The organism is Spirosoma flavus (assembly GCF_054778555.1).
This window is the reverse complement of record NZ_BAAGZL010000006.1, coordinates 1-15242: the sequence shown is the minus strand read 5'-3', so window position 1 is coordinate 15242 and position 15242 is coordinate 1. Positions and strand designations below refer to the sequence as shown.

General features: G+C 48.5%; 9 protein-coding genes. 4 read left to right on the top strand and 5 right to left on the bottom strand.

Going from position 1 to position 15242, the window contains the following annotated elements:
* Positions 1-29 precede the first annotated feature (29 nt).
* The gene (locus tag ACYVF1_RS25555) at positions 30-1925 is read right to left on the bottom strand and encodes a YgiQ family radical SAM protein (protein ID WP_461084302.1); all 1896 of its coding nucleotides are present in this window, start codon (positions 1923-1925) and stop codon (positions 30-32) included.
* 136 nt (positions 1926-2061) lie between these two features.
* Here ACYVF1_RS25555 and ACYVF1_RS25550 point away from each other — a divergent pair, with 136 nt between their 5' ends.
* Positions 2062-2970 (top strand): Nif3-like dinuclear metal center hexameric protein, encoded by a 909-nt coding sequence (locus ACYVF1_RS25550; protein ID WP_461084300.1) that lies wholly within the window; start codon positions 2062-2064, stop codon positions 2968-2970.
* An 85-nt stretch (positions 2971-3055) separates the two neighbouring features.
* Here the strand turns inward: ACYVF1_RS25550 and ACYVF1_RS25545 are convergent, their stop codons facing one another.
* The gene (locus tag ACYVF1_RS25545) at positions 3056-6595 is read right to left on the bottom strand and encodes a ThuA domain-containing protein (protein ID WP_461084298.1); all 3540 of its coding nucleotides are present in this window, start codon (positions 6593-6595) and stop codon (positions 3056-3058) included.
* Positions 6596-6766: 171 nt separating this feature from the next.
* Between ACYVF1_RS25545 and ACYVF1_RS25540 the strand changes: the two genes are divergently transcribed.
* The 3 genes from ACYVF1_RS25540 (at position 6767) to ACYVF1_RS25530 (ending at position 9346) form a co-directional block, all read left to right on the top strand.
* The gene (locus ACYVF1_RS25540) at positions 6767-7618 is read left to right on the top strand and encodes a M23 family metallopeptidase (protein ID WP_461084296.1); all 852 of its coding nucleotides are present in this window, start codon (positions 6767-6769) and stop codon (positions 7616-7618) included.
* A gap of 141 nt (positions 7619-7759) precedes the next feature.
* Entirely contained in the window at positions 7760-8692 is a 933-nt protein-coding gene (locus ACYVF1_RS25535; RefSeq protein ID WP_461084294.1) for a sugar phosphate isomerase/epimerase family protein, read from the top strand.
* 126 nt (positions 8693-8818) lie between these two features.
* Entirely contained in the window at positions 8819-9346 is a 528-nt protein-coding gene (locus tag ACYVF1_RS25530) for an ABC transporter permease (protein WP_461084292.1), read from the top strand.
* Between the two features lie 6 nt (positions 9347-9352).
* On the opposite strand, the gene ACYVF1_RS25525 is transcribed toward ACYVF1_RS25530, so the two are convergent.
* The 3 genes from ACYVF1_RS25525 to ACYVF1_RS25515 form a co-directional block, all read right to left on the bottom strand.
* Complete coding sequence (locus ACYVF1_RS25525; protein ID WP_461084290.1) at positions 9353-10288, bottom strand: sugar phosphate isomerase/epimerase family protein; 936 nt, start codon at positions 10286-10288, stop codon at positions 9353-9355.
* 185 nt (positions 10289-10473) lie between these two features.
* Complete coding sequence (locus ACYVF1_RS25520; protein ID WP_461084288.1) at positions 10474-13563, bottom strand: SbcC/MukB-like Walker B domain-containing protein; 3090 nt, start codon at positions 13561-13563, stop codon at positions 10474-10476.
* Positions 13560-14786 carry a metallophosphoesterase family protein gene (locus ACYVF1_RS25515; protein ID WP_461084286.1) on the bottom strand — a complete coding sequence of 409 codons (1227 nt, stop codon included), beginning with the start codon at positions 14784-14786 and terminating at the stop codon, positions 13560-13562. Before ACYVF1_RS25515 ends, ACYVF1_RS25520 begins: the two co-directional genes overlap by 4 nt.
* Between the last annotated feature and the right edge of the window lie 456 nt (positions 14787-15242).

The window sequence follows — 15242 nt, the reverse complement described above, 5'->3', positions numbered from 1 at the left end:
TGAAAACTTGGCCTAACTGCTTTATGAACTTATCGTTTTTTCTTTCCTGAGTAATTCCGGTTGAACTTCGGTTTACCAAAATTATCTTTCTTCGGACTACCGAGTAGTTTATCCGCTAAATCCGGGCGGTTGAGTTTATTCAGACGGTTCCGAATCCAGTCTTTGTATTCGGGCTTATACCAGAAAAAATAACGGTTCTGTGCCTGTTTCTCGTCGCGGGTTTTAGCTGTTTTTACCGGCTTCAGCGTATATGGATGAACGCCGGAATAGTAAATCACTTCGGCCACCGTCATGGGTGTTGGCGTAAAATCCTGCACCTGTTCGAGCTGGAAACCCATGTCTTTTGTTTCGGCGGCCAGGTTTGCCATGTCCTGCTCCTCACAGCCTGGGTGCGACGAAATGAAATACGGAATCAGCGGCTGTTTGAGGTTATGCTTCTCCTGAATCTGATCGTATTTCTTCTTAAACAGCTTAAAATACTTGAACGACGGCTTCCGCATAATCCGCAACGTATCGTCGGCAGTATGTTCAGGGGCCACTTTCAACCGACCTGAAACGTGGCGCGTCGTGAGTTGCTCCATGTATTCGTCGTGGTTGCCGTCTTCGTTGTTTTTGTTGAAATCATCGACCAGTAAATCGTAACGGACGCCCGATCCCACAAACGCTTTTTTGATCTTCGGATTCGCATCTACTTTCCGGTATAGCTCCGTCAGCGGCTTGTGCGACGTATCAAGATTGGAGCAGATGACCGGGTGGATGCAGCTTGGACTCTGGCAACGAGCACAGATGGACTCATCTTTGCCTTTCATCTTATACATATTCGCCGACGGTCCACCCAAGTCAGAGATATACCCTTTAAACTCTGGGTGTTTCGTGATTTCGTCGACCTCTTTCAGCACCGACTTTTCACTACGTGACGCAATGAATTTGCCCTGGTGCGCCGAGATCGTGCAGAAGCTACAGCCGCCAAAACAGCCCCGGTGCATATTGACCGAAAACTTGATCATGTCGTAGGCCGGAATTGGCCCACGCTTTTTGTATTTCGGGTGCGGCATCCGGGTATACGGCAAATCGAACGACTTGTCAACTTCGGCTTCATCCATCGTTTTAAACGGTGGGTTAATTACCAATATTTGATTGCCAACCTGCTGCGTAATGCGGTTCGCCTGCCATTTATTCGACTCTACCTCAACAATTTTGAAGTTGGCCGCATACTTGATTTTATCTTCTAGGCATACCTCGTGACTAGCCAGTTCAACCGTATTCCAGTTGTTATAATCACGTAATGGTGTACTGGCGTCGTGCAGAAAAGACACCTGGTTGACGTTCCGCATCGACGAAAACGGTACGTTCTTCCGAACCAGTTTCAGAATTTCGCGGAGGGGTTGCTCACCCATACCATATACCAGCATATCAGCCCCCGAATCGACCAGAATCGACGGCATGAGTTTGTCCTGCCAGTAATCGTAGTGGGTTACCCGACGTAGTGAAGCCTCAATACCCCCGAGCAGTACTGGTACGTCGGGATAGAGCGTTTTCAGGATATTGGAGTAAACAATTGTAGCGTAATCAGGCCGGAAACCCGCTTCGCCACCGGGCGTATACGAGTCGTTGGAACGTAGTCGTTTGTTGGCCGTATAGTGGTTCACCATCGAATCCATACAGCCAGCCGTAACACCAAAAAAGTATTTTGGCCGACCAAATTTTTTGAAATCACGCAGGTCATCTTTCCAGTTTGGCTGGGCAATTATCGCCACCCGGAAACCTTCACTTTCCATGATACGTCCAATCACGGCAGTCCCGAAGGCCGGATGATCAACGTAGGCATCCCCCGATACCAGCACAATATCTACTTCATCCCAGCCGCGTTTTTCAACTTCCTGTTTCGTCAGCGGCAACCAATCGGTTAGGGGTCTTTCTGTCATGAGCACTCGCGTTACTACAAGTTAGCTATTATTTTAAAACCACCGAAACGTTTAAATGATTCAGCCTGATACCCAATAACAAGCTATTGTAACTCACTAAAATTACGTAGTATCGTCTTACAAATCCAAAACAACCATGACTACACTTCCCGGAAGACGGCAATTCTTAGTTAATGCAACCAAGATGGTTAGTACGTCGATGTTTCTCAATACGCCATTTCTTAGTCAGGCAAGTTCTTTGGAATCTAATCAGGCATCCATTACAGTCGGTCAGGTAATGGAATTGATTCTAAAGACGATTCCTAACGCGCCTTTCCCGAAAACCGTCGATACGTTAAAATCAGGTAATGCGTCGCAGACTGTTACGGGCATTGTGTCGACAATGTTTACGACTACCGAAGTCATCGAAAAAGCCGTTGCCGCAAAAGCCAACTTCATCATTGCCCACGAGCCCACGTTCTACAATCATCTTGACGAAACCGACTGGCTCAGCAATGATCCTGTTTTTAAGCAAAAAAACGAACTGCTTACCAAAAACGGCATTGCGGTCTGGCGTTTCCACGATTACTGGCACTCGCATCGGCCCGATGGTATTCGGACAGGAATGCTATCAGCACTTGACTGGACGAACAACGTAGATCCCCAAAATCCACAAATCATTACGTTGCCAGCGACGAACGTAGCAAAACTGATTACCCACGTCAAACAGAAACTGGGCATCCAGCAAGTACGTGTGGTTGGCGATTTAGCGCAATCCTGTCAGCGAGTCCTTCTATTACCGGGAGCAGCGGGCGGTCGAAATCAGATTATGGCGATTGAACGGGCGAAACCTGACGTCGTTTTTTGTGGAGAATCCAGCGAATGGGAAACCCCTGAATACGTGCGAGATGCGCATATTCAGGGGCAAAAATTATCGCTGGTGCTAATGGGCCACATCCTGAGCGAAGCCGCCGGGATGGACTGGCTGGTATCTTGGCTGAAACCCAAAGTGCCCGGCATTCCCGTTACGTACATCCCGTCCGGCAATCCGTTTCAGTATGTCTGAGGCCCTGACAGGCTCCGGCTGTCAGTCGTAGCTACCGGATTAATCGCTCGCGCAATCTTGACAGCCAGAGCCTGTCAGGGCCTTCTTACTCATTAAACTGAATACTGCTCAGTTGAATAATGCCCTCATTCGGTTTATCACGCTTGATGACTACAATATATACGTCGTGTTTTCCGGTAATCGGCTTATCGAATTGGCCCGTTACTTCGTTCATATTTTTCCAGTCGCCGGTGGATTTGTAGGCGGTTCGGCTTACTACCGGTGCTGCGTAGGAATCTAAACGGACTTCAATTTCGCCATCTTTATTCTGGGACGAATATTCGTAAGTAAGCGATTTGATGTTGGTAAGGTCAACGTCTTTGATCAGTACGTAAGCTTTGTGATTTCCGGCACTCAGCCGATTGCCGAATCGAGGGAAACCAACGTAGGCATCAGCGTTGATGGTTTTGATTTTGGCGTTACGTAGCGTCACTACGTCGGTGCCGGTTAGTGGACCAACTCGTTTGCCAGCGTCGCCGTTATCCGTGTACGAAGCGACTAGTGTGTACTGACCGCGTGCGTCTTCAGGTTTATGTTCGTCCAGCGCGAGGGTTCCTTGTTGCGGCACGGCTTTTTGTTTGCGGGCGTCGGTCAGCGAGAAAATATACTTCACCATTTCCTGCGCGTCCTGCACCGGAATCTGCGGGTGAGCGCTCATCAGGTGGTCTTTGCTCCAGGCTCCTCCTCCGCCTTCGATGATTTTCCTGGCGAGCCGCTCCACCGTCCCGGGTTGACCTTTGTAACGGGTTGCTACCGCCAGAAACGTTGGTCCTACAGAGGGTTTATCAATAGTGTGGCAAGCTTTGCAATCGCTGTTCGTAACCAGCGTTTTACCGAGCGAACCGTTTCCAATCATCGCCAAATCCTGATGCCCCTGCTGCGGAGACGTAGTCGGTGCGGCACCTGACTGCGCGCTGTATTCGTAAGCAACCTTGATACGTTTCGGGTCAATCTTTTTGTCTTCCTTATCGCTCACTTTCACTACGTAGTTGAAGGGTTTTCCATTCCAGTAGAACGACTTGTTGCCCGTTGAGGTGATCGCAACTTCGGGTTTGGCGTTGCCGACTTTCACCTGAATCGTGTCCATCCCGACCTGTCCGGTTTGGTCAGTTACTTTCAGGATGGCTTTGTAAATACCGGGTTGCGTGTAGGTATACGTAGCATTCAGCTTGGTCGCGCCAACCGTTTTTCCATCAAACAGCCACTGATACGTTAGCGCGTCTTCGTCCAGGTCCGTGCCACGTCCACCAAATTGCACACGTAGCGGAACCTGTCCAACAACTTCGTGAATAGCGGGAGCGTTACGTCCATCGGATGTCAGATAAGCGCGGGAGTTACGTAGTGCTACTGCCGCCGAATCAATCACCTGAGCGCGGGCAACCGGTGGGCGATTACCTGTATTGTATTCGATTTTCACTAATCGAGCATCGTCATTATCAGCGCCGTATACCGAACCGTATTCGAGCATATACATCACGCCGTCCTGGCCAAATGCTAAGTCGATAGGTCGCCGGAAATCGCCAGCGGCCGCCATAAACGGTTCGTTACGTTGGTAATTATCGTTTTTGTCGACGCGAACAGCCATTACCCAGTTACGCATCCAGTCGAAAATGAACAGTGCGCCATCGTAATATTCCGGGAATTTGGATTTCGACGTTGAGTTTTTGTCGAAACTATAAAACTCACCCGCCATCGCGCTACGTCCACCCTGACCCAATTCGGGAAACTCTTTGGAAGCCGCGTACGGATACCAGATCATCGCTGAATTCACCGGCGGCAGATGCTGAAGGCCAGTGCTTTTGGGTGAATCGTTAACTGGGTCTTTTGGATCGAAACGAGTGCCGATTTCTTTTGTCGCAAAGTTATTGGCTGCGTAAGGTTGGCTGTTTCCAATGAACAGTGGCCAACCGAAGTTCCCGGCTTTTTTCGCCTGATTAAACTCGTCGTAGCCGCGTGGACCTAACGTACTGTCTTTGCCCGCATCCGGCCCGATTTCACCCCAATACAGCACCGACGATTTAGGGTTGAGCGCAATTCGATACGGATTCCGAAGGCCCATCGTGTAAATTTCAGGACGCGTTTTCTCTGTGCCTTTCGGAAATAAGTTTCCTTCAGGAATAGTATAAGTACCGTCGGCTTGCGGCTTGATACGTAGTATTTTTCCACGGAAATCGTTCGTATTGGCTGCCGTAGCGCGGGCGTCGGCGGCTAGTTGGTCCGGGCGGGCGTCGATTGGTGCGTAGCCGTTTGATGGGAACGGATTGGTGTGATCGCCAGTGGACAGGTAGAGATTACCTTCTTTGTCGAACGCAATTGACCCGCCGTGGTGCGAACCCGGCGCATCAATGCTGGGCACTTTCAGCAGCACTTTCTCCGATGCTACGTCCAGCGTGTTATCGTCTTTTACTACAAAGCGAGACAGGTTGTAAAACGGGTCTTTTTCGAACTGGGGCGAATAGTAAATATACAGCCAGTGATTCGTCGCGAAGTTTGGATCTAACGTAATACCCTGAACGCCATGACCAACTTTCGTCGGTACGTCGAACCGATGGACAAGGGCGCTTTTGTTAGTACGTGTGTTATAAACTGATAGATTGCCACTACGTTCGGTGAAAAATACGCGGCCATCTTTGGCTACGGCGAGCTCCATCGGCTCGTTCAAATCATTAACGAGTACGGTTTTTACGAAGCGATTTTCTTCGGGCATCACTACGGCGTAAGACTTGCTGTAATCCAGCGGTTTACCGTCACCCATTGCCCATTTGATGCCGCCTAACATATGCTTCACAAACAGTGGTTCGGTAAAACTTTCGTCGGTATGTCCACCGCCTGTATAATAGGCCCGCCCTCCGTCGAACTCGTGATACCACGCAATCGGGTGATTGCTGCCGTTGGTACCACCGTCGTAGGTATTTTCATCCAGATTCGCCAGTACGTTCAGGTCAGAGTAGAGCGAACGGTAATTGTACCATTCGTCGGTACGTTCCCATCGGTCGGGCAGGTGTTCGGTCGAGATGTGTTTTTTGTTCAGTACGTCGACCATCGCCTTGCGCACGTTGGGCTGGCTCGGATGGCTCGAAAAATAACCGCCTATCAGTTTGTTATACCACGGCCAGTCGTATTCGGTGTCAGCGGCCGCGTGGATACCCATATAGCCGCCACCAGCCTGTATATATCGCTCAAAAGCAGCCTGTTGTGTCTGATTCAATACGTTGCCAGTCGTACTTAGCCAGACAACGGCCTGGTAATGCTTCAGGCTATCATCGACGAAATAATTCGCGTTTTTCGTGGTATCGACTCGAAAATTATTCTCACGACCGAGCTTCTGAATAGCGGCAATTCCAGCCGGAATCGACGTATGGTTCCAGCCTTTTGTCTTCGAAAATACAAGAATACGCGCCGGAGTGGCCTGTTTTGGCGCAACAGGTGCTGCCGCTGGCGACGTTTCTGCTACGTCGGTTGTAGTAGCCGTTGATGTCTGGGTAACAGCTCTGGGAGACGTAGCACAGGCGTATAGCCCAGCCATAAAGCCAAGAGTCACAAACGAACGGAGAATAGTTTTAGGCGAGGTTGGTAAGGCAATCATGCGACACAAAAGTTGAGCATTTATCAAAATTCCGGCGCATCCGCCGGGTGTCCAAACTTATTTATTGAATTGAATAATAAGGAAAACAACGGCTTAAACTACCCGGCCAATTACCGAACATTTCCGGATTGATTGGGTTAGAATAGCACACAAATTATGGCCCAACTCCCGATGAAAACTTTTCCATTCCTTTTGTTTTTTGTGCTGATACACAGTATTGGCAGCTATAGTTATGCCCAGAAATCGACCACTCCTAAATCCGTCACGGTTGCTCAAGGAGAACTCGTTCGCTGGCCGGGCAATTGTCTGCGGTGCAGTTTTGGGAAGCAAGCCTGGAAAGCAGTCAACGGTACGTGTTATTATCCGGTCGATATGGAAATGAAACCGGCTACTTACACCATTTCGCGCCGAACGACTGGCGGTAAACTCGAAAGTGCCAAACTGAGAGTAATCGAAAAACCGTGCGTGCAGGAGGATATTAAAAATTTCACCAAGACTGAATACATCGACGTATCAAAGGCCAATCTGGCTCGTCACCGCAAAGAGATGGCGACCGTGCTGCCGTTACTACGTTACAAAAGTGACGAACGCCCTCCTGTATTCGATTTGCCGGTGGGTAAACCTGCCAGTTCGTTACCGAAAGGTGAAGGTAATTTTGGTACGTGCCGTACCTTCAACGGACAAGCCCGCGACCGTCATACGGGTCAGGATTACCCGGTTACGGGTGGCGAACCGGTGCTGAGTATTGGCAATGGCCGGGTACTGCTGGCTGCCAATCATTTTTTTAGCGGCAACTCGATATACATTGACCATGGTAACGGGCTGATTAGTGAATATTTTCACCTTAAAACACTTAATGTCAAGCCAAATCAAACCGTTACGAAAGGCCAGAAAATAGGGGCTGTTGGCGAAACCGGGCGCACGACGGGGCCACACATGCATCTGGGTGTGCGCTGGCACGGTGCGATTATCAACCCCGGTTATCTGCTGATTGAGCCGTCCGATATTCCTGAAGTAAAGTAAGTTTCTGATGAATAAAGGTTGATGGATAATGCTCGCCAGCCGCATTATTCATCAACCTTTATTCATTACGCAAGATAACTTGCTCAAAATCCACTTTTTTCCGTAATTCCGGTCCGTTCTTAACCTAAACCTCGCTTTTGCATGTCATTCTCTCGTCGCTCCTTTTTGACCAGCAGTGCCCTCGCTGCGGTTTCGCCTGCATTACCTGCTGTTAGTACGTTGCCACAAACTGCCCCTACCTCGCCGGGACGTATCAAACTGGGCCTGTCGTCGTACTCGTACTGGCATTTCAAAAAGACCAAAGTACCCATCGAAACGGTGATCGACGAAGCGGCCCGACTAGGTTTTGAGGGCGTCGACATTTTGCACCGGCAGATGGAAGGCGAAGACAATGCGTACCTGCAAAAAATTAAACGGCACGCGTTTTTAAACGGCATCGACCTGATTTGTCTGTCTATACATCAAGGATTTGTGTTTCCTGATGCTGCCGAACGCCAGAAAAATATAGAGCATACCATCAAGGGTATCGAAATGGCCTATAAACTTGGTATTCCGTGTATGCGCCTTAATACAGGGCGCTGGAATACCATTAAATCGTTCGACGAACTGATGACCAAACGTGGTATCGAACCGATTCTGCCCGGTCATACAGAAGATGAAGGATTTAAATGGGTTATCGATAGTATTGAAAAATGCTTACCCAAAGCCGCTGAGTGTGGGGTGATGCTGGCGCTCGAAAATCATTGGGGCTTGTCGTCAACGCCGGAAGGGCTGCTACGTATCCGCAAAGCAATCGATTCACCGTGGATGGGCGTACTGATGGACACGGGTAATTTCCTCGAAAACCCATACGAGAAGCTCGAACAGGTTGCGCCGTATGCGTCGTTTGTTCAGGCCAAAACCTATTATGGTGGTGGTGAATGGTACTCGCTCGACCTCGACTATAAACGCATCTTTGACATTCTGAAAAAAGCAAATTACAAAGGCTACGTGTCGCTGGAGTTTGAGGGCAAAGAAGCCGCCGAATCTGGCGTCCGCCAAAGCCTCGACCTGATGCGAAAGGCGATGGCGTAATTAATGAATAATGCAGAGTGTAAACTGAATAATGTGCTAAAGCCGGGCGTTATTCAGTTTACATTGTTAATATATTCACTCTTCGTAATTTGTATTTTTTAGGTTACTAACTGTTAATCAGTCATTATGAAGCAATTGTTAGCCAGTTGCCTATTACTGGCACTATTTCATTTTCCTCTTTTTGCCCAACAGGCGCAGGATGTCCAGTCAGGTAAGCCAGTGCAACTCAACGGTATGGACTATGGCTACGAGATCAATAACGAACGACGTATCGACATTAGCGGAGAGCCGTTTATGCGTTACGAAATTTCCATTTATGTAAGTAATAAGAGCAGTTGTACTCGACTTTTTCTGCCCAAACAAACCCTCTTAGGGCAGGAAGACCTCAACCAACTCGCTTTTTTCGATTGTGTCAATGCCACCGGCAAACGCCTGACATCCAAGGGGGCTAAAATCATGGCGCGTCCCTTCACCGTGCCTTATCAGCAACGTATCAAAAATGCGGAGGGTAAAGAAGTAAATACGACAACCTACGTGCAGGCGGGGCACATGCTACGTAACGGCGAAACGGTAAGTAATACGTTCGTTGCCATTGTGCCCGATGGCGAAAAGCCCGTTATGAAAGTCAGAATACGGGAAATTCCGGAATTGTAGTATTAATTACGCCAACGACACCCCCGCTTTTTCAGCCTGACCGATAACGTATTGCCGGGCTTCGTCATATTCTTCCGGTGTGCGTAAGTGCTCCAGCAATAGCGGCACCTCCTGCGGCAGCGACGTTACGTTGCGGATGTATGCTACGTAGTCCATGCCACCGCGTCCGGGCATGGTTTCGGCAAAGTGAACATCGCGCCCTACTACGTCCTTCGCGTGCGACGACACAATCCAGCGGCCTAGCTTTTTGAACGTATCGTTGATGAGCGCCGTGTTGTTGTAATAGCGCGTTGGCGAGTTGATAATATTGGCTATATCGATGTGGGCACCGAATGCAGGCCGGTCAATGGCTTTGATGAACTTCAGATATGAATCGGGTCCGTCGGGCAGGCTCCAGCCCATCATCTCCAGAGCAAATTTGGTCCGTTTGGGCTTTACGGCATCGATCACTTTACGGCAATTTTCGACAGTGGCGTCAAAGTATTCCTGCGTTACGTTGCGGGGGTCGGGTCCATCCCAGCGAGTTGGGTTATAAGAGCCACCGATATTTACGCAAGTCAAAGCGCCAACGGCTTCGGCCAGGGCTAAACGTTCAGTTACATAGTCCAGATTTTTTCGTCGCTTTTCGGCATCCTGATCCAGCATGTTCACCCACGCGCCTACTTCGGCAATCAGTACGTTCTGAGCGGCAAATGCCTTTCCAATAGCATCAATTTTCGTCGTATCCTTTAGCTCTACAGTTGGTACGTAGGCCGCACTGTACCGTAGTCGGCGATGCTCACGCGCTAGCTCTTCAGGATCATCACTTTTCAGGAAAATAGGTCCACCCAAACGTAGTGACTTTTGCGCTACGTCGAAAGCTGCTAAAACGGGCGACAGAAAAGCACTGCCCGCCAACGTAGCAGATGATTGTAGAAAACGGCGACGAGAAAACGTAGTCATGGAAACGTAGTAAATCTGATCTGCAAAGCAATTTGCTTCACCGGAAGTTCGCGGATAAAAACCATTATTACCCGGTCTTAACGGGCGGCATTATTGCTAACCCAAAACTGGCCCAAAATGCATGCTGGTAAGCTAATTCCCACCCTATAACCTTCTCTTTTAAAATTTAGGTTGGGGTGATGCTGTCACTCCTGCCAGCTTCCCACAATGCGGCTGCCGTTTTCGGAAGCTTCGGCGCGGATGTACGTATCAACTTCCTGTTGCAACTCTTCTACGTGCGAAATGATGCCCACCACACGGTTTTCGGAACGTAGCGCTTTCAGCGTTTTAAAAACCGTCTGCAGTGAATCTTTATCGAGCGTGCCAAAACCTTCGTCCAGGAAAAACAGGTTTTGCTTGGCTTTGGTCAGATGCTGGATGTTGTCGGAAAGGGCCAGTGCCAGTGACAGAGCCGCCTGGAACATCTGACCTCCCGACAAGGTTTTCACGCTCCGAACTTCGCCACCGTTGAGGTAATCACGTACCAGAAAGTTGTTTTTATCATCCAGCTCTAGCTTTAACTGATTGTTGGTCAATTTGAAAAAACGTTCATTAGCCGATTCGCAGAGATTTTTCAGATAAACTGCCGATACGTAGTTAACGAAACCCTGTGCCCGAAACATTTCGTCCATTTTCTTCAAATCCTGCCGACGTAAATCAAGTTCGTCGTGGCGTTTCTGGTGGGCCTGTTTATCAACGTATTGCTGCTCTAGCGTTGCTACTACGTTGCCCGCTTTACCGACGTCCTTGTTCAGTGCATCTCGCTGAGTCCGAAGCATTTCAAGTTGCTCCTGGACGGCAACCAGCGCATCAGCATCAAACGACTGATTCGTTAGCTCTGCTTCTAAATCAGCCACCAGTTTTTGGAAATCGCGCAGTTTGTTCTGGTATTCGTTGATACGTTGTTTTTCCTGCTCTACGTTCAGATTGCTACGTAACAGTTGCTCGACTTGTTCGCGCGTCAACGCATTGTCTGTCAGGTGCTGGACGATGGTTGTTTCCAGCGCGTTTATATCGTCGGTGAGGCCGACTGCCTGTTTTTCATGTTGCTGAATCTGCTCCTGTAAAACAACCTGTTCTTTTTCGGCGTCGCTACGTTGCTTCTCGGCTTCCTCAAAATCAGCTTTGGTTTGGTAAAATGACTGATTTAACCGTTCGCGGGCTTCGTCAATCTGATCTAATTTCCAGGATGTTACGTCATTCAGTTTGTAGTGCTCAAGCGACGATACGTGTACCTCCAGTTGAGCAGTGAGGCCGGCAATGTCTGTGTTGGCTTTGGCTAGCGTATCGCTCAGCTTGGTTAGCGACGTTTCGGCATCGTCAATTTGCCGAGTATATTCCTGCACCGCATTTCGGGCGTCGTGAAGCTGTTTTTGTGATTGACTTTCCTGTTGAATGGCATCTGTTACGTTTTCTTCGTGTTCGACCGAAAATTCTGGCCACACAAACAGGTCTTCATGTGCAGTAAGCTGCTGTATTACGTCGCTACGTTCGTTGGTCAACTGCTTGCCATTTTCCAGAACGGTACGTAACTCGGCTTCTAAACCTTTGATAGTCAAACGTAACGTAGTGGTTTCGTCGATACGTTGCCGAACCTGAGTCAGTAAATCTTCAGTTTTTACTACGTCGATTTCTTCAGAATTGTCGCTGTGTTTAGATGGGTGATGAGTCGACCCACAGAGCGGGCAGGGTGTTCCTTCGATCAGATTCTGAACGTAGCGTTGCAGCTCGTGTTTCAACAAAGTTTCCTGATGGATGGTCTGTCGCTGTTCCTGAATCGTTTTTAATTGACCTAGTTCCTGTTCGATGTATGGAGGTAGTGTTTTCAGCGTAAGCGACGCCCATTCAGACGGAAAACCAACCAGAGCATCGTCTTTACGTTGTTTCAATTGAGCCACTTTTACATCATGCTGCTCAAGTTGCTCACGCAGGCCATCCGCCTGTTTTTTCAGCGGTTTATAGGTACCGAACCAAGTCTGTACCTTATAGAGTCGTTCCAGTTTCGACTCCTCTTTAGCCAACGTATCGACCACGGCCTGGTGGGTTCTGCGCTCTGCTCTGAGCTGGTCGATTTGATATTTTTGCTGTAGGCTTCTTTGTTCCAGCAGTAGCTTATTTCGGCTTAGTTGTTCTACTGAACCCTGTACCGTCCTGATATTCTGAACCGTATCCAGCTCATCTATTTGTTTCAAAATCAACCCCCGATTCTCGTACGCTTCTTTGGCCGTATTGTATGTTTTGAGAAGAACAGGAAGTTGCTCTACGAGCGTATCTAACTTACGCTTAGACTGATACGTTGAAGTTGCTAATTCATTACGTCGATTTTTTAATTTGTCGAGTGTAGCAAAATCCTGCTGAAAAACCAGCCGACATTGTTCGTATTGATCGATGTCGCGTTGAATTTTACGAAACTGAGGTTCCTTTTCCAGCCATTGTGTTAACTCTTCGCGCGCCCAGAGTAACGAATTGTGCTGTTTTTGAAGATGAAGCAACTGCTGCTCGGCCGGTTCGAGTTGGGCAATTTGATCAGCGGTACGTAGCACCTGTTGATGGATAGCTTCGAGGTTGGCCTTAGCCTCGTCAATGGCTTCGGGCGTTACGTTAGCGAGAGGAGATAACAGCCCACGTAACTCAGCCAGTTGATCGTCGTTAATTTTACTGAGTTTACCAACGCGAGCGGCCAAATCGTACTGATCCAGCTTAAAAAGCTGATTCATCATTCTGGTACGTTCGACGGGGCTAAGCTCCAGAAATTCCCGGAACTGATTCTGCGGAATGATAATCGTCCGTTTGAAATTTTCGTAATCCAGCCCCAAAATCTGCTTTGACAGGATGCCGACATCTTCTTTTTCAGAACCGATGGGAAGCCAATCGTTTTCCTGCCGGATAAACATCCGACGTTCACCGGTAGCTATTTCGTGGTGTTTTTTAGGATGACGCTTCGCTTCGTAAATGAATTTGTAAAGTTGCTGCTCAGGACCGGCCTGAAACTCGAAATCAATACGTAACTGTTTCGATTTCAGGTTCATCATGTTGTACTGTCGGTTGTCGCGGTCGTTGAGCCGCTCCACCTTTCCATAAAGCGCAAAACTAATCGCTTCGAGCAGTGAAGTTTTTCCGCTTCCCACTTTCCCGAAAATACCAAATACGCTTGCACCGATAAGTCGTTGGAAATCAATTTCCTGTAATTCCTGGTACGAATAAAGCCCTTGAATCGACAGTTTAATGGGTATCATTCGGGGTCAGTTGCTAAAATCTCTTTGAATAATTGCTGAAGCCGCTCGTTGGGCTGCTGTCCTTTGTTCCGGTTTTTGAAGTAGTTCGTAAACAGCGTTTCCATACTTTGGGTGAGGTCGATGGTTGGCGCCGTTTCTTCAACTTCAGCTTCTACATCCCGCACGTCGGGAATGATGGTCACCAGCGATTCGTGCGCCTGCTGAAGCTGCCGCCGTTCTTCGCTAGTAAGATACGTAGTAGTTTGCATGGTAATTTCAGCGTAGCAGTTCGGATTCTGAGAGAGCCAGTCTACAGCTTCTTCGACGCGCTTAAACCGTGGACGTAACAACCGTTTTCCCGTTTTCAGTGGAATTGGCGTAACCGTTACGTCTTTTTGGGGCTGAGCGTCAATCAGCATTGCGTATTTCTGCTGGTCGGCCTCCGCGAAACTATATGCCAACGGGCTGCTACTATATATTACTGGACAAGGGCCGCCCGCCATTTCCTGATAGCGATGCAAATGGCCCAATGCTACGTATTGAACCTGGGGCGGAATCATATCCGTGTAAATCACTGAGGCCCCGCCAACCTGCAAAATGCTACGTTCATCGTCCGATTCTTCGGGCTGTTCTCCACCCCGTTTCATCACGAACAAATGAGCCATCAGCAAATTGATGCCTTTCTTATCCATATATATATTGGCCAGCGTTTCCCAGTGCCCACGTAAACTTTGCCGAAGCTCATCGTCGAGACTGGTCGTGCCGAAATACGAACGCATACGGGTTTCGTTGGCGTAAGGCGTCAGAATAATACGTACTGGTGCTGTTTGGCGGGGTAGTTTCAATTCAATAAAACCCGGTGCTGAATGAAGTAATTTCGCTTCGCAGCTAAGCGCGTGAGATTTGACTTCCGTCTTTGGGAAACCAGCAAAAATAATCCCGCACTCCCGCCCGAAGTGGTCCTGCGCTTCGATGCGGTCTGGATTGTCATGATTTCCGGCAATCGCTACAACGGTTCGGCGCCCACCAGCAGTGAGATCTTTAAGCGTACTATATAATAAGTCTTCAGCCAGCGGGTCGGGATTGAACGTATCAAATAAATCACCGGCGACCAAAACCAAATCAACGTCTTCCTGATTGGCAAGCTGGACGATCTCTGCTAATACGTCGCGTTGTTCCTGAAGCCGCTGAAAATCCTGAAGCCGTTTTCCGATATGCCAATCGGCGGTATGTAAAATTTTCATTGTCGAATATGTTGCCTCAAAATTGAGACAAAAGAAAGATGCAATATAACTCATTGCCTCCGCATCGCACGAACAATTTGGACTATTATCAGTTGCCTGAAAAAAGTTTAAAATATTTTGATGCGGTAAGTGATTGACGTTGGGGGGCTTACCAAATATTCTTTGGCGGCCCCCCAACTATTTTCAACCCACCCCTTGACAAAGCCAACTCAGCCCCCTACCTTTGCAGTCCCAATTCACTAAAACAATTCACAAACCAGCGGTAACCCGCTCAGCGTGAAGCAGTTAACCAGTCAGGCGGGACAAGTGAACCAGAAAAAATATTTTCACTTTCACTTGACAAACGGATAAAGAATTACTAATTTTGCATCCGCATTCAGAGAAAGACACCGCAAGATAAGTTTCTTGCTCTACTTTTCTCACCTTGCCGCAGGCCAACGGGCCGGGCAACTTGTT

Coding starts and splice junctions, on each gene's coding strand:
- ACYVF1_RS25520 (WP_461084288.1), bottom strand. CDS start 13,563: ATGATACCCATTAAACTGTCGATTCAAGGGCTTTATTCGTACCAGGAA.
- ACYVF1_RS25550 (WP_461084300.1), top strand. CDS start 2,062: ATGACTACACTTCCCGGAAGACGGCAATTCTTAGTTAATGCAACCAAG.
- ACYVF1_RS25515 (WP_461084286.1), bottom strand. CDS start 14,786: ATGAAAATTTTACATACCGCCGATTGGCATATCGGAAAACGGCTTCAG.
- ACYVF1_RS25545 (WP_461084298.1), bottom strand. CDS start 6,595: ATGATTGCCTTACCAACCTCGCCTAAAACTATTCTCCGTTCGTTTGTG.
- ACYVF1_RS25525 (WP_461084290.1), bottom strand. CDS start 10,288: ATGACTACGTTTTCTCGTCGCCGTTTTCTACAATCATCTGCTACGTTG.
- ACYVF1_RS25530 (WP_461084292.1), top strand. CDS start 8,819: ATGAAGCAATTGTTAGCCAGTTGCCTATTACTGGCACTATTTCATTTT.
- ACYVF1_RS25535 (WP_461084294.1), top strand. CDS start 7,760: ATGTCATTCTCTCGTCGCTCCTTTTTGACCAGCAGTGCCCTCGCTGCG.
- ACYVF1_RS25555 (WP_461084302.1), bottom strand. CDS start 1,925: ATGACAGAAAGACCCCTAACCGATTGGTTGCCGCTGACGAAACAGGAA.
- ACYVF1_RS25540 (WP_461084296.1), top strand. CDS start 6,767: ATGAAAACTTTTCCATTCCTTTTGTTTTTTGTGCTGATACACAGTATT.